Raw genomic sequence first — 24,631 nt, forward strand, 5'->3', positions numbered from 1 at the left:
GTCCCACATCCTGGAATCGGCGGGGAATCTGCCGACCGGTGCGTGAGACTGGCACCACCACGATGGACAAGTGAGCTGAGCGAGGTCGAATGATGCGTACGCGTCCGCTGAAGGTGGCGCTGCTGGGCTGTGGAGTCGTCGGCTCAGAGGTGGCACGCATCATGACGACGCACGCGGACGACCTCGCCGCCCGGATCGGGGCGCCGGTCGAGCTGGCGGGCATCGCCGTACGGCGGCCGGGTCGGGTCCGCGAGGGCGTCGACCCGGCCCTGGTCACCACCGACGCGGCCGCGCTCGCCGGGCGCGACGACGTGGACGTCGTCGTCGAGGTCATCGGCGGCATCGAGCCCGCCCGCGCCCTGATCACCTCCGCGTTCGAGCACGGGGCCAGCGTCGTCACGGCCAACAAGGCGCTGCTCGCGCAGGACGGCGCGACGCTCCACGAGACCGCCGAGAAACACGGCGCCGACCTCTTCTTCGAGGCGGCCGTCGCCGCCGCCATCCCGCTCGTACGCCCGCTGCGCGAGTCCCTCGCGGGCGACAAGGTCAACCGGGTCCTCGGCATCGTCAACGGCACCACCAACTTCATCCTCGACCGCATGGACTCCAGCGGCGCGGGCTACGCGGAGGCGCTCGACGAGGCGACCGCGCTCGGTTACGCGGAGGCCGACCCCACCGCCGACGTCGAGGGCTTCGACGCCGCCGCCAAGGCCGCGATCCTCGCCGGGATCGCGTTCCACACCCGGGTCCGCCTCGACGACGTGCACCGCGAGGGGCTGACCGAGGTCACGGCCGCGGACATCGCGTCCGCGAAACGGATGGGCTGCACCGTCAAACTGCTCGCCATCTGCGAGCGCGCCGCCGACGGCCGTTCCGTCACCGCCCGGGTGCACCCGGCGATGATCCCGCTGAGCCACCCGCTGGCGTCCGTGCGGGAGGCGTACAACGCGGTGTTCGTCGAGGCGGACGCGGCGGGCCAGTTGATGTTCTACGGGCCCGGCGCGGGCGGCGCGCCCACCGCCTCCGCGGTCCTCGGCGACCTCGTCGCCGCCTGCCGCAACAAGCTCAACGGGGCACGGGGGCCCGGCGAGTCGGCCTACGCGCGGCTGCCCGTGTCCCCCATGGGCGAGGTCGTGACGCGCTACCACATCAGCCTGGACGTCGCGGACAAGCCCGGTGTCCTCGCCCAGGTGGCCACCATCTTCGCGGAGCACGGCGTGTCCATCGACACCGTCCGCCAGCAGGGCAAGGACGGCGAGGCGTGGCTCGTGGTGGTCACCCACCGGGCCCCGGACGCCGCGCTGGGCGCGACCGTCGAGGCACTCCGCAGGCTCGACACCGTCCGCGGCGTGGCCAGCATCATGCGGGTCGAAGGGGAGTAGGGAAACGATGAGCATCATGGACAGGACACCCCCCGTGCCGCCCGCGGCCGACGCCCCGCCGGGGCCGGGCACGTCGCGGCAGTGGCGCGGCATCATCGAGGAGTACCGCGACCGGCTGCCCGTCGGCGCCGGTACGGAGGTCGTCAGCCTCCGCGAGGGCGGCACCCCGCTCGTACCGGCGCGGGTCCTCTCCGCGCAGACCGGCTGCGACGTCCACCTCAAGGTCGAGGGCGCCAACCCGACCGGGTCCTTCAAGGACCGGGGCATGACGATGGCGATCACGGAGGCGAAGGCGTCCGGCGCGCAGGCCGTCATCTGCGCCTCCACGGGCAACACCAGCGCGTCGGCCGCGGCGTACGCGGTGCGCGCGGGCATGGTGTGCGCCGTGCTCGTACCCCAGGGGAAGATCGCGCTGGGGAAGATGGGGCAGGCGCTCGTGCACGGCGCGAAGATCCTCCAGGTCGAGGGGAACTTCGACGACTGCCTGACGCTCGCGCGGGGCCTCTCGGAGAAGTACCCCGTCGCACTGGTGAACTCCGTGAACCCGGCCCGTATCGAGGGACAGAAGACGGCGGCCTTCGAGGTCGTCGACATGCTCGGCGACGCCCCCGACATCCATGTGCTGCCGGTGGGCAACGCGGGCAACATCACCGCGTACTGGAAGGGTTATCGCGAGTACGCGGACCGTACGACGGGCGGCCCGGCCACCCGTACCCCCCGGATGTGGGGCTACCAGGCGTCCGGCTCCGCGCCCATCGTGCACGGCGAACCGGTGCGCCAGCCGAGCACGATCGCCACCGCGATTCGCATCGGCAACCCCGCGTCGTGGCAGCAGGCGGAGCGCGCCCGCGACGAGTCCGGCGGCTTCATCGACGCGGTGACGGACCGTCAGATCCTGCGCGCCTACCGGCTGTTGGCGGCCGAGGAGGGCGTGTTCGTGGAGCCCGCCTCGGCGGCGTCCGTGGCCGGTCTGCTCCAGGCCGCCGAACAGGGCGCGCTCGACGGCGGACAGCGCGTCGTCTGCACCGTCACCGGCAACGGCCTCAAGGACCCGGACTGGGCCGTGGCGGGCGCCCCGCAGCCGGTCACGGTCCCGGTCGACGCCGACGCGGCGGCCGAACGGCTGGGCCTGGCCTGAGGGTTGGGGGCACCGGCCGTACCCGAGGGACGGCCGGTGCCCCGCCGTACGGGCGCCGCCCGCTCCGGCCCCTACGCCACCGCGCGGGGCGGCGCCACCGGTAGTGCCCCCTGTTCCCGCGCCCCTTCCCCCGTACGCGAGCTGAGCGCACGGCCGTCGCGCGACACGCTTCATGCGCCTCCCGTGCGCCCTGTGTCGCAGGTGAACCTTCCTTCGATAGGCTGGCCTTCACCCCGGTCCCACACACGTACGGAAGAGTGCGTCGGGTCAGTGACCGGTCCGGCAAGGCTGCCGCGGTCCACAGGGGGGTTGCCGCATCTCGCGGCACGTCATGTCGAGCCGCAATCCGATGAGGAGAGTCATCGAAAGATGGCCGGTCCCGCGTTCCGCGCAGCCGCCGTACGGGTGCGCGTCCCCGCCACCAGCGCCAACCTCGGCCCCGGTTTCGACTCCCTGGGCCTCGCGCTCGGCCTCTACGACGACGTGGTCGTCCGCGTCGCCGACTCCGGGCTGCACATCGACATCGCGGGCGAGGGCGCGGAGACGCTGCCGCGGGACGAGGACCACCTGCTCGTACGGTCGTTGCGCACCGCCTTCGACCTGCTCGGCGGCCAGCCCCGGGGCCTGGAGGTCGTCTGTGCGAACCGCATCCCGCACGGCCGCGGCCTGGGCTCGTCGTCCGCCGCGATCTGCGCGGGCATCATCGCCGCCCGCGCCGTCACGACCGGCGGCGAGGCACGGCTCGACGACCGCGCGCTGCTGGAGCTGGCCACCGAGATCGAGGGGCACCCGGACAACGTCGCGGCCTGCCTGATGGGCGGCTTCACGCTGGCCTGGAGCGAGGCGGGGGTGGCGCGGGCGATCCGTATGACGCCCGCGGACTCGATCGCGCCGGTCGTGTTCGTCCCCGCCCGTCCGCTGCTCACGGAGACCGCGCGGGGCCTGCTCCCGCGCACCGTTCCGCACGTCGACGCGGCGGCCAACGCGGGCCGCGCGGCGCTCCTCGTCGAGGCGCTCACCCGCCGCCCCGAACTGCTGCTCCCGGCGACCGAGGACCGGCTGCACCAGGACTACCGCGCACCGGCGATGGAGGAGAGCGCGGCGCTGGTCAACAGGCTGCGCACGGACGGTGTTCCGGCCGTCATCTCCGGTGCCGGGCCCACCGTCCTGGCGCTGGCGGAGGACGGCGCGGCGGACAAGATCGCACGGCTGGCGGGGGAGAACTGGACGGCCAACCGGCTGGCTCTCGACACCACCGGTGCCAGCGTGCTGCCGCTCAACGCGGGCGGCGCACCCCGGTGACACCTGATTGCCGGTCTACGAGAGGGGGAATGTTTGTTGGAGCCGGTAGTGTTAACCTCAAGTCTGCACTCGCAGTCTCCTGGGTTGTACGTATGGCCCGTAGAGTGCGGTGCACGGTGTCCCTGTCAGGGATCACCCCTTCTTCCGGGAGTCTCCCACCCTGCCTGAGCAGCCTGCCGAGCAGCGGTTGTGCACGCCGAAGTGATGTGCACGCTCCGGGACCGGCGCGACGAATCCATGTCGACGGATCGCGCCGAACCATGAACTGATCTCTCCGCCACAGACACAGGCGGAACCACCGCCCCGGCCCGGTCCGCATCGGAGGGACCGCAGCCGGACAGCACAACCGGTCGCCGAGCCAGACAGGCCGACGCCCGCTCCAGGGAAGGACCCTTCGTGAGCGACACCACCGATCTGATGGGCGTGACCCCCGACAGCAACGCTGCCGCCGCGGACGCTCCCGCCGCCCCCAAGCGGCGCCGTTCGGGCACCGGACTGGAGGGCATGGTCCTGGCCGAGCTCCAGCAGGTCGCCTCCGGCCTCGGCATCAAGGGCACCGCGCGGATGCGCAAGAGCCAGCTGATCGAGGTCATCAAGGAGAAGCAGGGAGGCGGCGCCGCCGCCTCCGCGCCCGCCGACACGGCCAAGTCGGCCAAGACCGACGCCGCCACCGAGTCGAAGCCGAAGCGCCGCGCGACCTCCAAGGCCCGTACGGGCGAGTCGGACGCGGGCGAGCAGTCCGCCTCCCAGCAGCAGATCGACATCCCCGGCCAGCCCGCCGACGAGCGTCGCGGCCGCCGGGACAAGGGCGAGGCCGCCGCCGACGCGGCCGAGGGCCGTACGGACACCCGGCAGGACGCGCAGGACGGCGGCTCCGACGGGGCCCGCGACGGCGGCCGGGGTGGCGACGGCGGCAAGGGTGACGCGCGTAACGACGCCGGGAAGCAGCAGGACCGGCAGTCCAAGCGCGACCGCCAGCGCGACCGCGACCGCGACCGCGATCGCGACCGGAACCGCAACAAGAACGACGGCGGCGGCCAGCAGGCCCAGGGCGGCCAGGGCGGCGGTCAGGGCGGCGGCGGCAACCGCCGCGACGAGGACGACTTCGAGGGCGGGCGCCGCGGGCGCCGCGGGCGTTACCGCGACCGGCGCGGCCGTCGCGGGCGCGAGGACTTCGGCGGCCCGGAGCCGCAGGTGTCCGACGACGACGTGCTGATCCCCGTCGCGGGCATCCTCGACATCCTCGACAACTACGCCTTCGTACGGACCTCCGGTTACCTGCCCGGTCCGAACGACGTGTACGTGTCCCTCGCCCAGGTCCGGAAGAACGGCCTCCGCAAGGGTGACCACGTGACCGGCGCCGTACGGCAGCCCCGCGAGGGCGAGCGCCGCGAGAAGTTCAACGCGCTGGTACGGCTCGACTCGGCGAACGGCGTGACGCCCGACGGCGGCAAGGCCCGCCCCGAGTTCAACAAGCTGACGCCGCTCTACCCGCAGCAGCGGCTGCGGCTGGAGACCGACCCGGGCCAGTTGACGACCCGGATCATCGACCTCGTCGCGCCCATCGGCAAGGGGCAGCGCGGTCTGATCGTGGCCCCGCCGCGTACCGGCAAGACCATGATCATGCAGGCGATCGCCAACGCGATCACCACCAACAACCCCGAGTGCCACCTGATGGTCGTCCTCGTCGACGAGCGTCCGGAAGAGGTCACCGACATGACGCGGTCGGTGAAGGGCGAGGTCATCTCCTCGACCTTCGACCGCCCCGCCGAGGACCACACCACGGTCGCCGAGCTGGCCATCGAGCGCGCCAAGCGCCTGGTGGAGCTGGGTCACGACGTGGTCGTGCTGCTCGACTCGATCACCCGCCTCGGCCGTGCGTACAACCTCGCGGCCCCGGCCTCCGGGCGCATCCTGTCCGGTGGTGTCGACTCGACCGCGCTGTACCCGCCGAAGCGCTTCTTCGGCGCCGCGCGGAACATCGAGGACGGCGGTTCGCTGACCATCCTGGCCACCGCGCTGGTCGAGACCGGCTCGCGGATGGACGAGGTGATCTTCGAGGAGTTCAAGGGCACCGGCAACCTGGAGCTGAAGCTCGACCGGAAGCTCTCGGACAAGCGGATCTTCCCGGCGGTGGACGTCGACGCGTCCGCCACCCGTAAGGAGGAGATCCTGATGGGCAGCGAGGAGCTGGGAGTCGTCTGGAAGCTCCGCCGGGTGCTGCACGCCCTCGACCAGCAGCAGGCCATCGAGCTGCTGCTGGACAAGATGAAGCAGACCAAGTCGAACGCCGAGTTCCTGATGCAGATCCAGAAGACGACGCCGACGCCGGGCAACGGCAACGACTGACGGTCGACGGACGGAGTCCGGCGCAGCGTGCCGAAGCCCGGGAGGCCCTCCGGGGCCGAGCGGCGCGAGGTGCGCCGTGGAAACGGGGCTCCAGAAGACGACGCCGACGCCGGGCAACGGCAACGACTGACGGTCGACGGCGGACGGCAACGACTGACGGTCGTCGCCGCGCCGCCGTCGCCACTCGATCGGCGCAGACGAGGGCCGTCCCCCCACCGCGGGGGGACGGCCCTCGCGCCGTGTCCGGCACCGGCCGCCGCCTCCGTACGGGCCCGGCGAGTCCGCCCGTACGGGCCCGGCTCGCCGCGCGCTGTCGTGGCGCCGCCGGTAGAAGGGAGTACGTGTCGCCGCCCGGCGGCGACGGACCGGCGCCCCCGGCGCGCGGCGAGCCGGAACCGTACGGCGACGGCGTGCCCGCCGGGACGACGGGGGTCTGACCGGTCGGCGGAGAGGGAAGAGTAGGGGCGATGGCGGACGAGCACAGCACCGGCGGTGGCGGGGCGGAGTCAGGCGGCTCCGCGGGCGGACGCGCGCCCGGCGCCGTACGGCGCCGGGTCGCCGCGGCGCTCGTCTCCGCGACGGCCGGGCTGGTCCTCCTCGGCGGCCTCGGCGTCGGTTACCTCTACCTCAAGCTGGACGGCAACATCTCCGGCATAGACATCAACGCCGCCCTCGGCGGCGACCGCCCCGCGGACACCGCGAACGGCTCCCTGGACATCCTGGTGATGGGTTCCGACTCGCGTGCCGGGGACAACGCCCGCTTCGGCGGCGCCGACGGCGGCTCGGCCCGCGCCGACACAGCGATGATCGTCCACGTCAACCGGGAGCACGACCGGGCGAGCATCGTCTCGATACCGCGCGACACGCTGGTCAGCCGCCCCCGCTGCGAGACGGGTACGGACGGCACGGACGACGGGGAGGGCGGCGGCGACGGTACGGCCCCGCCCGCGCCCCAGGCGATGTTCAACGAGTCGTACCAGGTCGGCGGCCCCGCCTGCGCGGTGAAGACCGTGGAGCGGATGACGGACATCCGCATGGACCACTACGTGGAGGTCGACTTCACCGGCTTCCGCGACCTGGTCGACACCCTCGGCGGCGTCGACGTGACCGTACGGCAGCCGATCCGGGACCGGGACAGCCATCTCACGCTCTCCGCCGGGACGCGCACCCTCGACGGCGAGCAGTCGCTCGGTCTCGTACGCACCCGGCACGCCGTCGGGGACGGCAGCGACCTGGGGCGCATCCGGCTCCAGCAGGCGTTCGTCAGGGCGCTGGTCGACCAGGTCGACAGCGTCGGGCTGTTCGGCGACCCGAAGCGGCTGTTCGACCTGGCCGACACGGCGACGTCCGCCCTCACCACCGACTCCGAGCTGGACTCGGTCGGGGACCTGACGGGGCTGGCGAAGACGTTGAAGGGCATCGGGTCGGCGGACATCCGCATGGTGACGATGCCGGTGGAGTACGACCCGGCCGACCCGAACAGGGTGCTGCCCGTGGACCGCAAGGCCCGGCAGGTGTGGGCCGCGCTCCGCGCGGACCGGCCGATACCGCGCGCCGCCACCGCGGACACCGCGGGCGGGGAGGGCGACGCCGAGGGAGTCGTACGGTAGGGCGCGCGCACGTCCGGCGCGTACGCCCCCGGAGCGTCCGCGCACGCGTCCGCTCTGGAATAAACGGTTCCGGCCCCCGGTTTTGGGGGGTGCGGTCTGTGATGGCAGACTTGTACGTCGGCTCCGGTTCACGCGACGCAAACGGCCTCGCGACCCGGCGCCCTCCCGAACCTAGGAGACACCTTGAAGCGCGACATCCACCCGGAGTACGTGGAGACCCAGGTCAGCTGCACCTGCGGCGCCTCCTTCACCACCCGTAGCACCGTGGCCGGCGGCACCATCCGTGCCGACATCTGCTCCGAGTGCCACCCGTTCTACACGGGCAAGCAGAAGATCCTCGACACCGGTGGCCGCGTGGCCCGCTTCGAGGCCCGCTTCGGCAAGAAGGCCGGGTCCGGCTCGAAGTAGCGGCCCGACAGCGCCGGTCCTCCGCCGCCCCACCGCGGGCGGCCGGACCGGCGCTTTTTTGCCCGCGCGCACCGCGCACCCCGGCCCGTACGGGCCCCGCGCACCGCGCGCGGCACGGCCCCGTACCGCACCGCCTGCCCGCAGCAGTACGCCGCACGCCGCCCGTACGGGCATCCCGTACGGACGCACCGGCACACCCCCCAGACAAGGGAAGACACGATGTTCGAGGCGGTCGAGGAACTGATCGGCGAACACGCCGACCTCGAGAAGCAGCTCGCCGACCCGACGATCCACGCCGACCAGGCACGCGCCCGCACGCTCAACAAGCGGTACGCCGAGCTGACGCCCGTGATCGCCGCCTACCTCGCCTGGAAGCAGACCGGGGACGACATCCGTACGGCCCGCGAACTCGCCGCCGACGACCCGGAGTACGCCGCCGAGTTCACCGCCGAGGTCAAGGACCTGGAGGTGCGCCGCGAGGGGCTGACCGAGCGGCTGCGGCTGCTGCTGGTGCCGCGCGACCCGAGCGACGACAAGGACGTCATCCTGGAGGTCAAGGCGGGCGAGGGCGGCGACGAGTCCGCGCTGTTCGCCGGGGACCTGCTGCGGATGTACCTGCGGTACGCCGAACGCACCGGCTGGAAGACCGAGTTGATCCAGTCGAACGAGTCGGACCTCGGCGGCTACAAGGACGTCCAGATCGCCGTCAAGGCCCGCCGCTCCGCGGGCGGCGACGAGCCGGGGCAGGGCGTGTGGGCCCGGCTCAAGTACGAGGGCGGCGTGCACCGCGTGCAGCGCGTGCCCGCGACCGAGTCGCAGGGCCGCATCCACACCTCCGCGGCGGGCGTCCTGGTGCTGCCCGAGGCCGAGGACGTGGACGTGGAGATCAACCCCAACGACCTGCGGATCGACGTCTACCGCTCGTCCGGCCCCGGCGGCCAGTCCGTCAACACCACCGACTCGGCCGTGCGCATCACCCACGAGCCGACCGGCATCGTCGTCTCCTGCCAGAACGAGAAGAGCCAGCTCCAGAACAAGGAGCAGGCCATGCGCATCCTCCGCGCCCGGATCCTCGCCGTGGCCCAGGAGGAGGCGGAGAAGGAGGCGTCGGACGCCCGCCGCAGCCAGGTGCGTACGGTGGACCGGTCGGAGCGCATCCGCACGTACAACTTCCCGGAGAACCGCATCTCCGACCACCGGGTCGGCTTCAAGGCGTACAACCTGGACCAGGTGCTCGACGGCGAACTGGACCCGGTGATCCAGGCGTGCGTCGACGCCGACTCGGCTGCCAAGCTGGCGGCTTCGCAGTAACCGCCGTACGGACGGATTGGGTGGAGGACACCAGAAGTGCAGCCATCTCCCGGAGGGCACCACGATCCCCAGCCCCGCCGCGGGCCGTACGCGCAGTCCGTGCTGCTCGCGGAGGTCGCCCAGGCCACGCAGCGGCTCGCCGACGCCGACGTGGCGTCGCCACGCTTCGACGCCGAGGAACTGGCGGCGTACGTGCACGGCGTCAAGCGCGGTGAGCTGCACCGCGTGGCCGACGCCGACTTCGACGCGCGCTACTGGGAGGCGGTGGCCCGGCGCGAGGCCCGCGAACCGTTGCAGCACATCACCGGCCGCGCCTTCTTCCGCTACCTCGAACTCCAGGTGGGCCCCGGGGTGTTCGTGCCGCGCCCGGAGACCGAGTCCGTGGTCGGCTGGGCGATAGACGCCGTACGCGCCATGGACGCGGCCGAGCCGCTGATCGTCGACCTGTGCACCGGCTCCGGCGCCATCGCCCTCGCGCTCGCGCAGGAGGTGCCGCGCTCCCGGGTGTACGCGGTGGAGCTGGACGCCGCCGCGTACGGCTGGGCCTGCAAGAACGTCGAGGGTTCCCGCGTCACCCTGCGGCACGGGGACGCGCTGCACGCCTTCCGCGAACTCGACGGCCAGGTCGACCTCGTCATCGCGAACCCGCCGTACATCCCGCTCACCGAGTGGGAGTATGTGACCCCGGAAGCACGCGACCACGACCCCGAACTGGCGCTGTTCTCCGGGGAGGACGGCCTCGACACCATCCGCGGCCTGGAACGCGCGGCACACCGCCTGCTGCGGCCCGGCGGCGTCGTCGTCGTCGAGCACGCCGACACCCAGGGGGGCCAGGTGCCGTGGATCTTCGCGGACGACCGCGGCTGGGCGGACGCCGCGGACCACCCTGATCTCAACAACCGCCCCCGATTCGCCACAGCACGCAGGGAGGTGCCGTAGATGGCACGCCGTTACGACTGCACCGACGCGACGGACCGCAGGTCCGGACTGCGCGAAGCCGCCTCGGCGGTACGCCGCCGGGAGCTGGTCGTGCTGCCGACGGACACCGTGTACGGCATCGGCGCCGACGCGTTCAGCAAGGAGGCGGTCGGCGACCTGCTGGAGGCCAAGGGGCGTGGCCGAGGCATGCCCTCGCCCGTGCTGGTCGGGTCGCCGAACACGCTGCACGGGCTGGTCACGGACTTCTCCGAACTGGCCTGGGAACTGGTCGACGCCTTCTGGCCGGGCGCGTTGACGCTCGTCGCCAAGCACCAGCCGTCGCTGACCTGGGACCTGGGGGAGACGCGCGGCACCGTGGCCGTACGGATGCCGCTGCACCCGGTGGCCATCGAACTCCTCACGGAGTTCGGCCCGATGGCGGTCTCCTCCGCCAACCTGACCGGCCACCCCGCGCCGCAGGACTGCGACGCCGCGCAGGAGATGCTGGGCGAGTCCGTCTCCGTCTACCTGGACGGCGGCCCGACGCCCGCCTCGGTGCCCTCGTCGATCGTCGACGTGACGGGCCGCGTCCCGGTGCTCCTCCGCGCGGGCGCGCTCAGCGCGGAGGAGCTGCGCAAGGTCGTACCGGACCTCGAGGTGGGGAATTGACGACCCCGCCCGACGGGCGTGGCATACCGGCACAGGCCGAACTCCCCGGGGACGCCGCACTCTCCGGCGTCTTCCGCATCCTCCACGTCTCCACCGGCAACGTGTGCCGCTCGCCGCTGACCGAGCGGCTGACCCGGCACGCCCTGGCGGACCGGCTCGGCGGCGCGCGCAGCGGCGGCATCGTGGTGGAGAGCGCGGGAACGTGGGGGCACGAGGGCGCGCCGATGGAGGAGCACGCGGCGGCGGTGCTGCTGGAGTACGGCGCGGACCCGGAGGGGTTCCTCGCGCGCGAACTGCTGGACGAGCACGTCATCCGCGCCGACCTGGTGCTCACGGCCACCCGCGACCACCGCGCGCAGGTCATCTCGATGGGGCACTCGGCGGGGCTGCGGACGTTCACGCTCAAGGAGTTCACCCGGCTCGTGCGCGCGATAGACCCCGCGACGCTACCCGCGCCCCGTACGGCCGTCAGCGTCGTGGAGCGGGCGGGCGCGCTGGTGCAGGCGGCGGCGGCGCTGCGCGGTTGGCTGCTGGCGCCGAGCCCGGACGCGGACGAGATCTACGACCCGTACGGGGCCCCGATCCCGTACTTCCGCAGCGTGGGCGACGAGATCAGCGAGGCGCTGGACCCGGTGGTGACCGCGCTGACGGGGATGCCGGCGCGGGCGTAGGGGGACGGCGTACGGGAGCGGCGCGCGGGCGGTGCGGGGAGCGGCGCGCGGACTGCCGTACGGGGGCGGCGCGGTGGGCCGCGGCACGCGGAACGTCCACGGAACAGCACGTGGAAAGGCACAGCTTTCACCGGACGCAGAACCGATTCCGGTTTCCGGGTGTCTTAGAGTTGTGGGCCTGAGTTGCCGGCGAGACCCCTGGGGAGCCCGTGCGTGAATATCTGCTGACGCTCTGCGTCACGGCCGCGGTGACCTACCTGCTGACCGGGCCGGTGCGGAAGTTCGCCATCGCGGCGGGCGCGATGCCGGAGATCCGGGCCCGGGACGTGCACCGTGAGCCGACGCCGAGACTCGGCGGCATCGCGATGTTCGGCGGGATGTGCGCGGGACTGGTGGTCGCGTCCCAACTCACCAACATCGGCGTGGTGTTCACGCTCTCCGACGAGCCCCGCGCGCTGCTGTCGGGCGCGGGACTGATCTGGCTGCTCGGCGTGCTGGACGACAAGTGGGGCGTGGACGCGCTGGTCAAGCTCGGCGGCCAGATGATCGCCGCGGGCGTGATGGTCCTCCAGGGCCTCACCATCCTGTGGCTGCCGGTCCCCGGCGTGGGCAACGTCGCGCTGACGCCCCTCCAGGGCACGCTCCTCACCGTCGCGCTGGTCGTCATCACGATCAACGCCGTGAACTTCGTCGACGGCCTCGACGGCCTCGCCTCCGGCATGGTCTGCATCGCCGCGGCGGCGTTCTTCATGTACGCGTACCGCATCTGGTACGGCTACGGCATCGAGGCGGCCTCGCCCGCGACGCTCTTCGCCGCCGTGCTGATGGGCATGTGCCTCGGCTTCCTGCCGCACAACATGCACCCCGCCCGGATCTTCATGGGCGACTCCGGGTCGATGCTGATCGGCCTGGTGCTGGCGGCCGGTGCGGTCTCCATCACCGGCCAGGTCGACCCCGACCTGATGGTGCAGCACGCCGGTTCGGAACGGGACGCGGTCCACACGATGGTGCCGCTGTACATGCCGCTGCTGCTGCCGTTGACGATCATCGCGGTGCCGTTCGCGGACCTGGTGATGGCGATCGTACGGCGGACGTGGAACGGTCAGTCGCCGTTCGCCGCCGACCGCGGCCACCTGCACCACCGGCTGCTGGAGATCGGGCACTCGCACAGCCGGGCGGTGCTGATCATGTACTTCTGGTCGGCGCTGATCGCGTTCGGCGCGGTCGCCTTCTCCGTGCAGTCGTCCAGCCTCGTGATCGTCCTCATGGTGGTGCTGCTCAGCGCCATGGGCCTGGTGATCCTGCTGCTCCCGCGGTTCACCCCGCGCGTCCCGGACTGGGCGCTGCGCTGGGCACCGCCGCGCTACCGGCCCGGCCCGGCGGGCGAGGGCCCGGCCGCGCACGGCGCCGAACCGGCTCCGGGGGAACGGGAGTCGGCCGCCGCCGACGGGCGGACCACGACGGCGTCGGACGCCAACGGCGGTGCGCCGCGTACGGCTTCGGGCGCCGGAGCGGACGGGGAGGCGGACGCGGACGCGACGGACGGGGAACGGGAACCGGCCCTCGCGGGGCTGCACGGCTCGACCGCGATCGGTGACCGGCACCGCTTCACCAGGCGCAGGAAGATCGATAGCGCTTCGTAACATAGCCGGAACCGGGTCCGTACGACGGGGAGATGAGACCTCCCAAACCGGACAAACGGTCAGGCGTCCGTGCGTTCACATCCGCTCGCTCACGCGTGTGAGGTGGAGTACGGAAGCAGGTAAAGACCTCATCAAATAGTTTGTGATACCGTTCACGAAACCCGGTGACAGTCCGAAGAACCGCAGTGAGACGGTTCTCGGCAGGACCGACGTCCCCTCTCGGACGCGGCCCTCCACGCCGGGGATACGCTCGTCAACGACGACAGACGCCCCCGACTCCCCGGAGCGACCCCCGTGCCGCCGAACGATGCCCGCATGCTGCTGCACTGCGCCGTGCCGACCGCCCTCGCGGGCGTGGTGGGCGCCGTTGTGAGCGGTGCGCTGGCCGGCGGAAAGGGCGCGATCGGCGGGGCGTTCGGCGCCGTCGTCGTCATCCTCTTCATGGGCCTCGGCCTGTACGTCCTGCAATGGGTGGCGCGGTCCTTCCCCCATCTCTTCCAGGCCATGGGGCTGTTGCTCTACACGACGCAGATCCTGCTGCTCGCCGTCGTGCTGGCGGTGTTCCGCGACACGACGCTCTTCAACACCAAGGCGTTCGGCTTCACGCTGCTCGGCGCGACCCTCGTCTGGGTCGTCTCGCAGGCCAGGGCGCACATGAAGGCGAAGATCCTCTACGTCGAGCCCGAGGCCGCGGGTCCGGGCGGCACCGCCGCCAAAGCCTCCTCGACGGAGGCGAGTTCATGAAGCCCAGGGGCGCGACGGGAGCACGGCCGGGCAACTGCTATCGTCCGTTCCCAACTGCGGCGCAGCAGGTGCAGACGGCTGACATGTCGTGTCCCACAGCGTGGGGCGGGCAGCCCCGCTCGCTGATCAGCCGCCGCCACATTCGCAAGACCAGTCCAGTGCCGTTCCGCGGCGGTACGCCGCGCCGACACATCGAGGTAGCCGTATCCATGCGCCATGCAGAAGGAGCTCGCGGTGAGTGCTGACCAGACGCTTGCCTTCGAGACCGATTGCCACATCTTTGACGGTTGCGGCTTCCCGGCTCCGGGCCTGCACTCTTTTGTGTTCAAGCCGATGTTCGAGGTGGGCGGCTTCGAATTCAACAAGGCCATGCTGCTCGCCCTGCTGGGCTCCGTGGCGATCGTCGCCTTCTTCTGGGCCGCCTTCGCCAAGCCCAAGGTGGTGCCCGGCAAGCTCCAGATGGTCGGTGAGGCGGGCTACGACTTCATCCGCCGCGGTGTCGTCTACGAGACGCTCGGCAAGAAGGAGGGCGAGAAGTACGTACCGCTGGTCGTCTCGCTGTTCTTCTTCGTCTGGATCATGAACCTCTGGTCGGTGATCCCGCTCGCGCAGTTCCCGGTGACGTCGATCATCGCCTTCCCGGCCGGACTCGCCGCCATCGTCTACGTGCTCTGGGTGTCCCTCACCTTCAAGCGGCACGGATTCGTCGGCGCCTTCAAGAACTTCACCGGCTACGACAAGTCGCTCGGCCCGGTCCTGCCGCTGGCCATGACGATCGAGTTCTTCTCCAACCTGCTGGTGCGGCCGTTCACCCACGCGGTACGGCTCTTCGCCAACATGTTCGCGGGCCACCTGCTGATCGTGATGTTCACCATCGCGGCCTGGTACCTGCTGAACGGGGTCGGCATCGCGTACGCCGGCGTCTCGTTCCTGATGGCCGTGGTGATGACCGGCTTCGAGCTGTTCATCCAGGCCGTCCAGGCGTACGTCTTCGTCCTCCTGACCTGCACCTACATCCAGGGTGCGCTCGCCGAGCACCACTGAGCACCACCCGCCCGTCCCGTACTTCCGGTGGCCAACCCCCATCGGATCGTGAAAGAGAAGGAAGAACCGGCATGTCTGCTCTCCAGACCATCGCTGCAGAAGGCGTCACCGGCTCGCTCGGTTCCGTTGGCTACGGCCTTGCCGCCATCGGCCCCGGCATCGGCGTCGGCATCGTCTTCGGTAACGGCACCCAGGCCCTGGCCCGTCAGCCCGAGGCGGCCGGCCTGATCCGTCAGAACCAGATCCTGGGCTTCGCCTTCTGTGAGGCGCTCGCGCTGATCGGCATCGTCATGCCCTTCGTCTACGGCCCCTGATCAGTGCCGGACAACAGCCCTTTTTTCAACGAAAGGCACTGATGTGAACGCCCTGACACTGATCGCGGCCGAGGAGGAGCAGAACCCCCTCGTCCCGCCGATCCCAGAGCTGGTCATCGGTCTGATCGCCTTCGGCATCGTCTTCTTCTTCCTCTGGAAGAAGCTCCTCCCGAACATCAACACCGTTCTGGAGCAGCGTCGTGAGGCCATCGAGGGCGGCATCGAGCAGGCCAACGACGCCAAGCTCGAAGCTCAGCAGACGCTCGACCAGTACAAGGCGCAGCTCGCGGAGGCCCGGCACGAGGCCGCCCGGATGCGCAGCGAGGCCGAGCAGCGCGGCGCCGACCTGATCGCCGAGATGCGCGCGGAGGGTCAGCGGCAGCGCGAGGAGATCATCGCGGCCGGCCACGCCCAGATCGAGGCCGACCGCAAGCAGGCCGCGCAGGCGCTCCGCCAGGACGTGGGCAAGCTCGCCACCGAGCTGGCCGGCAAGCTGGTCGGGGAGTCCCTGGAGGACCACGCACGCCAGAGCCGTACGATCGACCGCTTCCTCGACGAGCTCGAGGCCAACGCGGAGACCACGGCCGGGTCCACCGGAGCCGCCCGATGAACGGAGCGAGCCGCGAGGCACTGGCAGCCGCACGGGAGAACCTGAACGCGCTGACGGACAGCACGTCCGTCGACGCCACGGTCCTCGCCGACGAGCTGGCCGCCGTCACCGCGCTGCTCGACCGCGAGGTGTCGCTGCGCCGGGTCCTGACCGACCCGGCGCAGGCCGGGGAGGCCAAGGCCGAGCTGGCCGGGCGGCTGCTGAGCGGACAGGTCGGCGGCGCGGCCGTCGACCTGGTGTCCGGGATGGTGCGGTCGCGCTGGTCGCGCTCGCGCGACCTGGTGGACGCGCTGGAGGAGTTGGCGGACACCGCCGACCTCGTGGCGGCCGAACGCGCGGGCGCGCTGGAGGACGTGGAGGACGAGCTGTTCCGGTTCGGCCGGACCGTCGCCTCCTCGTCCGAGCTGCGGGCGGCGCTGACCAGCCGTACGGCGAGCAGGACGGCGCAGACCGAACTGCTGCACACGCTGCTCGGCGGCAAGGCCAGGCCCGCGACCGAGCGGCTGGTGACCCGCCTCGTGGGTCAGCCGCGTGGACGTAGCCTGGAGGGTGGGCTCGAAGCCCTCTCGAAGCTGGCCGCGGAGCGCCGGGACCGTTCGGTCGCCGTCGTCACCTCGGCGGTGCCGCTCAGCGACTGGCAGCGGGAGCGGCTGAGCGCCGCGCTCGCCTCGTTGTACGGGCGTCAGGTGCACCTCAACCTCGACGTGGACCCCGACGTCCTCGGCGGGATCGCGGTGCGCATCGGTGACGAGGTCATCAACGGCTCCATCGCGGACCGCCTCGACGAGGCGCAGCGGCGGATGGCCGGCTGACGGCACACGCCGCCCACCAACTCAACAAGCATGACCAGCGGCCCGGGTTGGGCCGTATCAAGGGACCCTCTGGGAGCACCCCAGAGCCCCCGAGGCAACTTACGGGCCCAACAAGGAGAGCAGGGAACCCAGATGGCGGAGCTCACGATCCGGCCGGATGAGATCCGGGACGCGCTGGAGAACTTTGTCCAGTCGTACACGCCGGACGCGGCCTCGCGCGAAGAGGTCGGGACGGTCAGCGTTGCCGGCGACGGCATCGCGAAGGTCGAGGGTCTTCCCTCGGCCATGGCGAACGAACTGCTGAAGTTCGAGGACGGCACCCTCGGCCTCGCGCTCAACCTCGAAGAGCGCGAGATCGGTGCAGTTGTCCTCGGTGAGTTCAGCGGTATCGAGGAGGGCCAGCCGGTGCAGCGCACCGGCGAGGTGCTGTCGGTCCCGGTCGGCGAGGGCTACCTCGGCCGCGTCGTGGACCCGCTGGGCAAGCCGATCGACGGTCTCGGCGAGATCGCTTCCGAGGCCACCCGCGCGCTCGAGCTGCAGGCGCCCACGGTCATGGACCGCAAGTCGGTGCACGAGCCGATGGAGACGGGCTACAAGGCCGTCGACGCGATGACCCCGATCGGCCGCGGCCAGCGTCAGCTGATCATCGGTGACCGGCAGACCGGCAAGACCGCGCTCGGTGTCGACACGATCATCAACCAGCGTGACAACTGGCGTTCGGGCGACCCGGAGAAGCAGGTCCGCTGCATCTACGTCGCCATCGGCCAGAAGGGCTCCACCATCGCGTCCGTACGCGGTGCGCTGGAGGAGGCCGGTGCCCTGGAGTACACGACGATCGTCGCGGCTCCCGCGTCGGACCCGGCGGGCTTCAAGTACCTGGCGCCGTACACCGGCTCGGCCATCGGCCAGCACTGGATGTACCAGGGCAAGCACGTCCTGATCGTCTTCGACGACCTGTCCAAGCAGGCCGACGCCTACCGCGCGGTCTCCCTGCTGCTGCGCCGCCCGCCGGGCCGCGAGGCGTACCCGGGCGACGTCTTCTACCTGCACTCCCGGCTCCTGGAGCGCTGCGCGAAGCTCTCCGACGAGATGGGCAAGGGCTCGATGACGGGTCTCCCGATCGTCGAGACCAAGGCGAACGACGTCTCGGCGTTCATCCCGACCAACGTCATCTCCATCACCGACGGCCAGTGCTTCCTGGAGTCCGACCTGTTCAACGCGGGCCAGCGCCCGGCGCTGAACGTCGGTATCTCGGTCTCCCGCGTCGGCGGCTCCGCCCAGCACAAGGCGATGCGGCAGGTGTCCGGCCGACTGAAGCTGGACCTGGCGCAGTACCGCGAGCTGGAGGCGTTCGCCGCGTTCGGCTCCGACCTGGACGACGCCTCGAAGGCGGCGCTCGCCCGCGGTCAGCGGATGATGGAGCTGGTGAAGCAGGACCAGTACGCGCCGTTCTCCACCGAGGACGAGATCGTGGCGATCTGGGCCGGCTCCAACGGCAAGATGGACGACGTCCCGGTCGCGGACATCCGCCGCTTCGAGCGGGAGATGCTCGACACGCTGCACCGTGAGCACAAGTCGCTGCTCACGAGCATCGTCGAGGGCGGCAAGATGTCCGACGACACGATCCAGTCGCTCAGCGACGCCGTGGACTCCTTCAAGAAGCAGTTCGAGACCTCGGACGGCAAGCTGCTGGGCGAGGGCTGAGCATGGGTGCCCAGACCCGGGTCTACAAGCGGCGGATCAAGTCCGTCACTGCGACCAAGAAGATCACCAAGGCGATGGAGATGATCGCCGCCTCGCGCATCGTCAAGGCGCAGCGCAGGGTGGCGGCCTCCGAGCCGTACGCGACGGAGCTGACGCGCGCCGTCACGGCGGTGGCCTACGGCTCGAACACCGAGCACTGGCTCACCACCGAGGTGGAGCGCCCGACCCGGGCCGCGGTGCTGCTCGTCACGAGCGACCGCGGACTGGCCGGCGGTTACAACTCCAACGCCATCAAGCAGGCGGAGTTGCTGACCAACCGGCTGATCGGTGAGGGCAAGGAGGTCCTGCACTACGTCGTCGGCCGCAAGGGCGTGGCGTACTACGGCTTCCGCGACCGCCCCGTGCAGGAGTCCTGGACCGGCTTCACGGACAGCCCGTCGTACGGCGACGCCAAGGAGGTCGCGGCCCCGCTGATCGAGGCGATCAAGGCGGAGACCGCGCAGGGCGGCGTGGACGAACTGCACATCGTCTACACCGAGTTCCACTCGATGATGACGCAGAGCGCGGTGGACCAGCGGATGCTGCCGCTGACGTTCACCAAGTCCGCGGAGGACTCGGCCGAGGTGCTCCAGCGCGGCAAGGAGATCCTGCCGCTGTACGACTTCGAGCCGTCCGCCGACGACGTACTCGACGCGCTGCTCCCGCGGTACGTCGAGAGCCGCATCTACAACGCGCTGCTCCAGTCGGCCGCCTCCAAGCACGCCGCCACCCGGCGTGCGATGAAGTCGGCGACGGACAACGCCGAAGAGCTCATCAAGTCGCTCACGCGGCTTGCCAACGCGGCCCGACAGGCCGACATCACCCAGGAAATCAGCGAGATCGTCGGCGGTGCCAGCGCGCTGGCCGACGCTTCCGCGGGGAGTGACAGGTAAACATGACTACCTCTGTTGAGACGGCCCCAGAGGTCGTCGGCGCGACGGGCCGCGTCGCGCGTGTCATCGGCCCGGTGGTCGACGTGGAGTTCCCCGTCGACGCGATGCCCGAGATCTACAACGCGCTGACGGTCGAGGTCGCGGACCCGGCCAAGGCCGGTGAGAAGAAGATCCTCACCATGGAGGTCGCGCAGCACCTCGGTGAGGGCGTCGTCCGCGCGATCGGCATGGAGCCGACCGACGGCCTCGTCCGCCAGGCCCCCGTGACCGACACCGGCAAGGGCATCACCGTGCCCGTCGGCGACGTCACCAAGGGCCGGGTGTTCAACACCCTCGGCAAGATCCTCAACGACCCGGAGGCCGAGTCCGAGGTCACCGAGCGCTGGCCGATCCACCGCCAGGCCCCGGCCTTCGACCAGCTCGAGTCGAAGACCGAGATGTTCGAGACCGGCCTGAAGGTCGTCGACCTGCTGACCCCGTACGTCAAGGGCGGCAAGATCGGCCTCTTCGGCGGCGCGGGTGTGGGCAAGACCGTCCTCATCCAGGAAATGATCATGCGTGTGGCCAAGCTGCACGAGGGCGTTTCCGTGTTCGCCGGTGTCGGTGAGCGCACCCGTGAGGGCAACGACCTCATCGACGAGATGACGGACTCCGGGGTGCTGCCCCAGACCGCGCTCGTCTTCGGTCAGATGGACGAGCCGCCGGGCACCCGGCTGCGCGTCGCGCTGGCCGGTCTGACCATGGCGGAGTACTTCCGCGATGTGCAGAAGCAGGACGTGCTGTTCTTCATCGACAACATCTTCCGCTTCACGCAGGCCGGTTCCGAGGTCTCCACGCTGCTCGGCCGCATGCCCTCCGCGGTGGGCTACCAGCCGAACCTCGCGGACGAGATGGGCATCCTCCAGGAGCGCATCACCTCGACCCGTGGCCACTCGATCACCTCGATGCAGGCGATCTACGTGCCCGCGGACGACCTCACCGACCCGGCGCCGGCGACCACGTTCGCCCACCTCGACGCCACCACGGTGCTGTCGCGTCCGATCTCCGAGAAGGGCATCTACCCGGCGGTCGACCCGCTGGACTCGACGTCCCGGATTCTGGACCCCCGTTACATCTCGCAGGACCACTACCAGTGCGCCTCGCGCATCAAGGGAATCCTGCAGAAGTACAAGGACCTCCAGGACATCATCGCCATTCTCGGCATGGACGAGCTGGGCGAGGACGACAAGCTGGTCGTGTACCGCGCCCGCCGTATCGAGCGCTTCCTGTCGCAGAACACGCACGCGGCGAAGCAGTTCACCGGTCTGGACGGGTCGGACGTGCCGCTGGACGAGTCGATCGCCGCGTTCAACGCGATCGCCGACGGCGACTACGACCACTTCCCGGAGCAGGCGTTCTTCATGTGCGGTGGCCTGGACGACCTCAAGGCCAAGGCCAAGGAGCTGGGCGTCTCCTGACGCGTACGCCCCGCGGCGGGGGCGGGTCCTTTGGACCGCCCCCGCCCGCACCCCCTATTCTTTTCCCCATCCCAGTCTGAGGAGCCACAGTGGCTGAGCTGCACGTCGAGTTGGTCGCCGCGGACCGCAAGGTCTGGTCGGGAAAGGCCAGCCTGGTCATCGCGCGGACCACGTCGGGCGACATCGGCGTCATGCCCGGTCACCAGCCGCTGCTCGGTGTCCTGGAGACGGGCTCGATCACCATCCGTACGACGGGTGAGAGCGGCGAGGGCACGGTGGTCGCCGCCGTGCACGGCGGGTTCATCTCGTTCTCCGACGACAAGCTGTCGCTGCTCGCGGAGATCGCGGAGCTGTCCGACGAGATCGACGTGCAGCGTGCCGAGCGCGCGCTGGAGCGCGCCAAGTCGGACGCGGACGCCGCGGCGGAACGGCGCGCGGACGTACGTCTGCGCGCGGTGGCGGGTGCCCACTGACGCGGGGACCCGAGGACGACACCCTCAGCCGCGGACCGCACTGGACTCCTCCAGGGCGGTCCGCGGCTGAAGGCATACAGGTGCGGTGGGCGTGCGACGGGGTCGCACGACCGGGGACGGAGCGGGGAGGTCGGTGAAGATGGTCCTCGCACTGCTGGTGTGCGGCGCGGTCGTGCTGCTGGTGCTGGTGGGGCTGTTCGTCTTCGGGTTGCGCAGGAGACTGCTCCAGCGCTCGGGCGGCACGTTCGACTGCTCGCTGCGCTGGGACGTCCCCGACACCGGTGACGCCGAGCCGGACGGCAAGGGCTGGGTCTACGGCGTCGCCCGCTACAACGGGGACCGCGTCGACTGGTTCCGCGTGTTCTCGTACGCGCCCCGGCCGCGTCGCGCCATGGAGCGCGGCGCCATCGAGGTGCTGGCCCGCCGGATGCCCACCGGCGAGGAGGAGCTGGCGCTGCTCTCCGGCCAGGTGGTGCTGGCCTGTTCGCTGGGCGGCGTACGCGTCGAGCTGGCGATGAGCGAGGACGCGCTGACCGGCTTCCTGGCGTGGCTGGAGGCGGCCCCTCCGGGGCAGCGCGTCAACGTGGCGTAACGGTACGCCAGTCGTACGGGTGACCCCTCCGAGGTGGCCGTGGGCCGCCCCGCCAGCGGCGGTCCGTACGCGCCGCCGTGCGTCTCCGTACGGGCCCGCTGCCGTACGCCCCGGCGCGTACGCCCCGTACCCCGCCTGGTCCGGGCCGCCCCGGAAACGCGTCGCGCGCGAAACCGGGAGTGCGGACTCCGGCTTCGCGCGCGGGGGCCGGGGAGGAGGGAGGCGGTCCCGCCTCCCCGGCGGTTTCTCGGGTTTCCGACGCGGTGCTGCTGCTGTGCGGTGCGCTGCCACTGTGCGGTGCTGCCGTACGGTGCGCCGCCGCTGTGCGGGTGCGTGGTCCCGGCGGACGTGCCGCCGGGACCGGTCCGTCAGAGGTTGCTGTCGACCGCGGTCACCAGCTCGCCGTCGGCGGTGTCACCGCTGAAGTCCCAGAAGAACGCGCCTCCCAGGCCCTGCTCCTTGGCCCAGCCCATCTTGTTCTTGATGGTCTCCGGGGTGTCGTAGCTCCACCACTGGTCGCCGCAGTGCGCGTACGCGGTGCCGCCGATGGTGCCGTTGGCGGGGCAGCGGTCCTTGAGGACCTTGTAGTCGTCGATGCCGGGCTCGTACTTGCCGGGCGCCGGGCCGGTGGCGGTGCCGCCGGGCTCCGCCTGGCTGACGCCGGTCCAGCCGCGACCGTAGAAGCCGATGCCGAGCAGCAGCTTGTTGGAGGCGACGCCCTTGTCCTTGAGCTTCTTGATGGCGGCGTCGGAGTTGAAGCCGTCCTTCGGGATGCCGTCGTACGAGGTGAGCGGCGAGTGCGGAGCCGTCGGGCCCTGGGCGTCGAAGGCGCCGAAGAAGTCGTACGTCATCACGTTGTACCAGTCGACGTACTCCGAGGCGGCCGCGTAGTCCGCCTTGTCGATGCGGCCGTCGTCCGAGGCGTCGGCGGTGATGGCGGCGGTCACCAGCTGGTCACCGAACTTGCCGCGGAACGCCTTCATCATGTCCGTGAGGACGCCGGGGCCGCTGGTGTCACAGCTCAGACCGCAGGCGTTGGGGTACTCCCAGTCCAGGTCGATGCCGTCGAACAGGCCCTTCCAGCGCTCGTCGTTGACGAGGTTGTAGCAGGAGTCCGCGAACGCCTCCGGGTTCTTCATGGCGTCGCCGAAGCCGCCGGACCAGGTCCAGCCGCCGAAGGACCACAGCACCTTGAGGTCCGGGTTCTCCTTCTTCAGCTTCAGCAGCTGGTTGAAGTTGCCGCGCACGGGCTGGTCCCAGGCGTCGGCCTGGCCGTCGACGCTCTGGTCGGCGGTGTACGACTTCTCGATGGCCGCGAACGAGTCGCCCATCGTGCACTTGCCGCCCTGGACGTTGCCGAAGGAGTAGTTGATGTGCGTGATCTTGTCGGCGGTGCCGCTGCTGACCAGGTTCTTGACGTGGTAGTTGCGGTCGTAGACGCCCCACTCGGTGAAGTAGCCGAGCTTGACGCCGGAGGCCATGGTCGTGGCCTCGGAGCTGAGCGGGGCCTTCGCGGGCTCCTCGTCCGCCTGGGCGACCGCGCCCACGCCGACGATCACGCCGACGGGCAGCAGCAGTGCGGCGACGATGGCCGTCACCCTGCGTCTGATGCGACGACCTGTGGTTGCAGAACTCAAGGATGCTCCTCGGTTAGGTCCGGAGAACCCGGATGGGGGTCGGGACGGGGACCTGCGCCGCCACGCGAGGTGTGTGGGGCACGCTCGCCGCAGTGTTCGGGAGACTAAGGAGGTCTGGACCAGTGGTCAATAGGTCTGGACCATATCCACGCCTTAAGGGAACCTGAGGTCACCGCGCCGCGACCCCCGCCGCCGCCCGTTCTCAGTCCGGTCCGATCCCCAACTCCTGTGCTAGCACTGCCGCTTGGGTCCTGCTGCGCAACTCCAGCTTGCGCAGCAACCGGCTCACGTGCGTCTTCACCGTCGCCTCCGCCATGTCCAGCCGTTCCGCCACCTCCGCGTTCGACATGCCCTCACCGAGACAACCGAGCACCTGGTGCTCGCGCCGGGTCAGCTCGCCCAGCCCGGCCGGTGCGGACTGCGGCGCGCGTACGGCGCGGGGCCGGGCGAACTCCGCGATCAGCCGACGCGTGACCGCGGGCGCGATCATGCCCTCGCCGCGCGCGACCGTACGGACCGCCTCGATCACCGCGACCGCCTCGCTGTCCTTCAGCAGGAACCCGGCGGCACCGGCCCGGAGCGCCCCGAAGACGTACTCGTCCAGGTCGAACGTCGTCAGCACCAGCACGTCCGCCAGCCCCTCCGCCGCCACCAGGCGGGTGGCGGAGACGCCGTCGAGCCGCGGCATCTGTATGTCCATCAGCACGACGTCCGGGCGCAGCTCGCGGGCGAGGCGCACCGCCTCCTCGCCGTCCGACGCCTCCCCGACCACCTCGATGTCGCCCGCGCCGCGCAGGATCAGCAGCAGCCCGGCCCGTACGGCCCGCTGGTCCTCGGCCACCACCACCCGGATCGGCCGCGCCGACTCGTCGTCCACTCCCACTCCCGTACCTCCGTCGTCGTGCCGCTGG

The 24,631-nt window shown here is 70.9% G+C and carries 24 protein-coding genes; 22 read left to right on the plus strand and 2 right to left on the minus strand.

Features of this window, described 5'->3' with window-relative positions:
• Positions 1 to 89: 89 nt before the first annotated feature.
• From D7M15_RS21085 to D7M15_RS21185, 22 genes are all read left to right on the plus strand, one after another.
• On the plus strand, positions 90 to 1,382 hold the full coding sequence (locus D7M15_RS21085; protein ID WP_121518929.1) for a homoserine dehydrogenase: 1,293 nt from the start codon (positions 90 to 92) through the stop codon (positions 1,380 to 1,382).
• A gap of 16 nt (positions 1,383 to 1,398) precedes the next feature.
• Positions 1,399 to 2,520, plus strand: coding sequence for a threonine synthase (gene thrC / locus D7M15_RS21090; protein WP_121521151.1), 1,122 nt, complete (start codon positions 1,399 to 1,401; stop codon positions 2,518 to 2,520).
• Positions 2,521 to 2,889: 369 nt separating this feature from the next.
• Positions 2,890 to 3,822, plus strand: coding sequence for a homoserine kinase (thrB, locus tag D7M15_RS21095; RefSeq protein ID WP_121518930.1), 933 nt, complete (start codon positions 2,890 to 2,892; stop codon positions 3,820 to 3,822).
• Positions 3,823 to 4,218: 396 nt separating this feature from the next.
• Positions 4,219 to 6,171 carry a transcription termination factor Rho gene (gene rho, locus D7M15_RS21100; RefSeq protein WP_121518931.1) on the plus strand — a complete coding sequence of 651 codons (1,953 nt, stop codon included), beginning with the start codon at positions 4,219 to 4,221 and terminating at the stop codon, positions 6,169 to 6,171.
• A 239-nt stretch (positions 6,172 to 6,410) separates the two neighbouring features.
• Positions 6,411 to 6,608 (plus strand): hypothetical protein, encoded by a 198-nt coding sequence (locus tag D7M15_RS28260; protein WP_127201781.1) that lies wholly within the window; start codon positions 6,411 to 6,413, stop codon positions 6,606 to 6,608.
• Positions 6,609 to 6,638: 30 nt separating this feature from the next.
• Positions 6,639 to 7,781, plus strand: coding sequence for an LCP family protein (locus tag D7M15_RS21105; protein WP_121518932.1), 1,143 nt, complete (start codon positions 6,639 to 6,641; stop codon positions 7,779 to 7,781).
• Positions 7,782 to 7,964: 183 nt separating this feature from the next.
• Positions 7,965 to 8,189 (plus strand): 50S ribosomal protein L31, encoded by a 225-nt coding sequence (rpmE, locus tag D7M15_RS21110; RefSeq protein ID WP_121518933.1) that lies wholly within the window; start codon positions 7,965 to 7,967, stop codon positions 8,187 to 8,189.
• A gap of 219 nt (positions 8,190 to 8,408) precedes the next feature.
• The gene (gene prfA, locus D7M15_RS21115; RefSeq protein WP_121518934.1) at positions 8,409 to 9,500 is read left to right on the plus strand and encodes a peptide chain release factor 1; all 1,092 of its coding nucleotides are present in this window, start codon (positions 8,409 to 8,411) and stop codon (positions 9,498 to 9,500) included.
• A gap of 99 nt (positions 9,501 to 9,599) precedes the next feature.
• Positions 9,600 to 10,439 carry a peptide chain release factor N(5)-glutamine methyltransferase gene (gene prmC / locus D7M15_RS21120; protein ID WP_121518935.1) on the plus strand — a complete coding sequence of 280 codons (840 nt, stop codon included), beginning with the start codon at positions 9,600 to 9,602 and terminating at the stop codon, positions 10,437 to 10,439.
• The gene (locus tag D7M15_RS21125; protein ID WP_121518936.1) at positions 10,440 to 11,087 is read left to right on the plus strand and encodes an L-threonylcarbamoyladenylate synthase; all 648 of its coding nucleotides are present in this window, start codon (positions 10,440 to 10,442) and stop codon (positions 11,085 to 11,087) included.
• Between the two features lie 23 nt (positions 11,088 to 11,110).
• Complete coding sequence (locus tag D7M15_RS21130; protein ID WP_240649704.1) at positions 11,111 to 11,758, plus strand: protein-tyrosine-phosphatase; 648 nt, start codon at positions 11,111 to 11,113, stop codon at positions 11,756 to 11,758.
• 209 nt (positions 11,759 to 11,967) lie between these two features.
• Positions 11,968 to 13,401 (plus strand): MraY family glycosyltransferase, encoded by a 1,434-nt coding sequence (locus D7M15_RS21135; RefSeq protein ID WP_121518938.1) that lies wholly within the window; start codon positions 11,968 to 11,970, stop codon positions 13,399 to 13,401.
• Between the two features lie 294 nt (positions 13,402 to 13,695).
• Entirely contained in the window at positions 13,696 to 14,145 is a 450-nt protein-coding gene (locus D7M15_RS21140) for a hypothetical protein (protein ID WP_121518939.1), read from the plus strand.
• A gap of 234 nt (positions 14,146 to 14,379) precedes the next feature.
• Entirely contained in the window at positions 14,380 to 15,189 is an 810-nt protein-coding gene (atpB, locus tag D7M15_RS21145; RefSeq protein WP_121521153.1) for a F0F1 ATP synthase subunit A, read from the plus strand.
• Between the two features lie 71 nt (positions 15,190 to 15,260).
• Complete coding sequence (atpE, locus tag D7M15_RS21150) at positions 15,261 to 15,503, plus strand: ATP synthase F0 subunit C (RefSeq protein WP_121518940.1); 243 nt, start codon at positions 15,261 to 15,263, stop codon at positions 15,501 to 15,503.
• Positions 15,504 to 15,546: 43 nt separating this feature from the next.
• A complete protein-coding gene (locus tag D7M15_RS21155) occupies positions 15,547 to 16,113 on the plus strand; it encodes a F0F1 ATP synthase subunit B (RefSeq protein WP_121518941.1) in 567 nt (188 codons plus the stop codon).
• On the plus strand, positions 16,110 to 16,925 hold the full coding sequence (locus D7M15_RS21160; protein WP_121518942.1) for a F0F1 ATP synthase subunit delta: 816 nt from the start codon (positions 16,110 to 16,112) through the stop codon (positions 16,923 to 16,925). Before D7M15_RS21155 ends, D7M15_RS21160 begins: the two co-directional genes overlap by 4 nt.
• 132 nt (positions 16,926 to 17,057) lie before the next feature.
• Positions 17,058 to 18,629 (plus strand): F0F1 ATP synthase subunit alpha, encoded by a 1,572-nt coding sequence (gene atpA, locus D7M15_RS21165; protein ID WP_121518943.1) that lies wholly within the window; start codon positions 17,058 to 17,060, stop codon positions 18,627 to 18,629.
• Between the two features lie 2 nt (positions 18,630 to 18,631).
• A complete protein-coding gene (locus D7M15_RS21170) occupies positions 18,632 to 19,561 on the plus strand; it encodes a F0F1 ATP synthase subunit gamma (RefSeq protein ID WP_121518944.1) in 930 nt (309 codons plus the stop codon).
• A gap of 2 nt (positions 19,562 to 19,563) precedes the next feature.
• Positions 19,564 to 21,018 carry a F0F1 ATP synthase subunit beta gene (gene atpD / locus D7M15_RS21175; RefSeq protein ID WP_121518945.1) on the plus strand — a complete coding sequence of 485 codons (1,455 nt, stop codon included), beginning with the start codon at positions 19,564 to 19,566 and terminating at the stop codon, positions 21,016 to 21,018.
• A gap of 89 nt (positions 21,019 to 21,107) precedes the next feature.
• Positions 21,108 to 21,491, plus strand: coding sequence for a F0F1 ATP synthase subunit epsilon (locus tag D7M15_RS21180; RefSeq protein ID WP_121518946.1), 384 nt, complete (start codon positions 21,108 to 21,110; stop codon positions 21,489 to 21,491).
• Between the two features lie 139 nt (positions 21,492 to 21,630).
• Complete coding sequence (locus D7M15_RS21185) at positions 21,631 to 22,083, plus strand: DUF2550 domain-containing protein (RefSeq protein ID WP_121518947.1); 453 nt, start codon at positions 21,631 to 21,633, stop codon at positions 22,081 to 22,083.
• A gap of 368 nt (positions 22,084 to 22,451) precedes the next feature.
• Here the strand turns inward: D7M15_RS21185 and D7M15_RS21190 are convergent, their stop codons facing one another.
• Entirely contained in the window at positions 22,452 to 23,720 is a 1,269-nt protein-coding gene (locus tag D7M15_RS21190; protein WP_240649402.1) for a glycoside hydrolase family 18 protein, read from the minus strand.
• A gap of 202 nt (positions 23,721 to 23,922) precedes the next feature.
• Complete coding sequence (locus tag D7M15_RS21195) at positions 23,923 to 24,597, minus strand: response regulator transcription factor (RefSeq protein ID WP_206337505.1); 675 nt, start codon at positions 24,595 to 24,597, stop codon at positions 23,923 to 23,925.
• Positions 24,598 to 24,631: the final 34 nt, after the last annotated feature.

It is taken from the genome of Streptomyces sp. Z26 (genome assembly GCF_003665095.1).
GTDB classification, from domain to species: domain Bacteria; phylum Actinomycetota; class Actinomycetes; order Streptomycetales; family Streptomycetaceae; genus Streptomyces; species Streptomyces phytohabitans.

Bases quoted from the DNA above. Each gene is read 5' to 3' on its own strand.
- thrC (WP_121521151.1), top strand. From the start codon at position 1,399: ATGGACAGGACACCCCCCGTGCCGCCCGCGGCCGACGCCCCGCCGGGG.
- D7M15_RS21160 (WP_121518942.1), top strand. From the start codon at position 16,110: ATGAACGGAGCGAGCCGCGAGGCACTGGCAGCCGCACGGGAGAACCTG.
- atpE (WP_121518940.1), top strand. From the start codon at position 15,261: ATGTCTGCTCTCCAGACCATCGCTGCAGAAGGCGTCACCGGCTCGCTC.
- D7M15_RS21085 (WP_121518929.1), top strand. From the start codon at position 90: ATGATGCGTACGCGTCCGCTGAAGGTGGCGCTGCTGGGCTGTGGAGTC.
- D7M15_RS21170 (WP_121518944.1), top strand. From the start codon at position 18,632: ATGGGTGCCCAGACCCGGGTCTACAAGCGGCGGATCAAGTCCGTCACT.
- prfA (WP_121518934.1), top strand. From the start codon at position 8,409: ATGTTCGAGGCGGTCGAGGAACTGATCGGCGAACACGCCGACCTCGAG.
- atpA (WP_121518943.1), top strand. From the start codon at position 17,058: ATGGCGGAGCTCACGATCCGGCCGGATGAGATCCGGGACGCGCTGGAG.
- D7M15_RS21185 (WP_121518947.1), top strand. From the start codon at position 21,631: ATGGTCCTCGCACTGCTGGTGTGCGGCGCGGTCGTGCTGCTGGTGCTG.
- thrB (WP_121518930.1), top strand. From the start codon at position 2,890: ATGGCCGGTCCCGCGTTCCGCGCAGCCGCCGTACGGGTGCGCGTCCCC.
- atpD (WP_121518945.1), top strand. From the start codon at position 19,564: ATGACTACCTCTGTTGAGACGGCCCCAGAGGTCGTCGGCGCGACGGGC.
- D7M15_RS21125 (WP_121518936.1), top strand. From the start codon at position 10,440: ATGGCACGCCGTTACGACTGCACCGACGCGACGGACCGCAGGTCCGGA.
- D7M15_RS21105 (WP_121518932.1), top strand. From the start codon at position 6,639: ATGGCGGACGAGCACAGCACCGGCGGTGGCGGGGCGGAGTCAGGCGGC.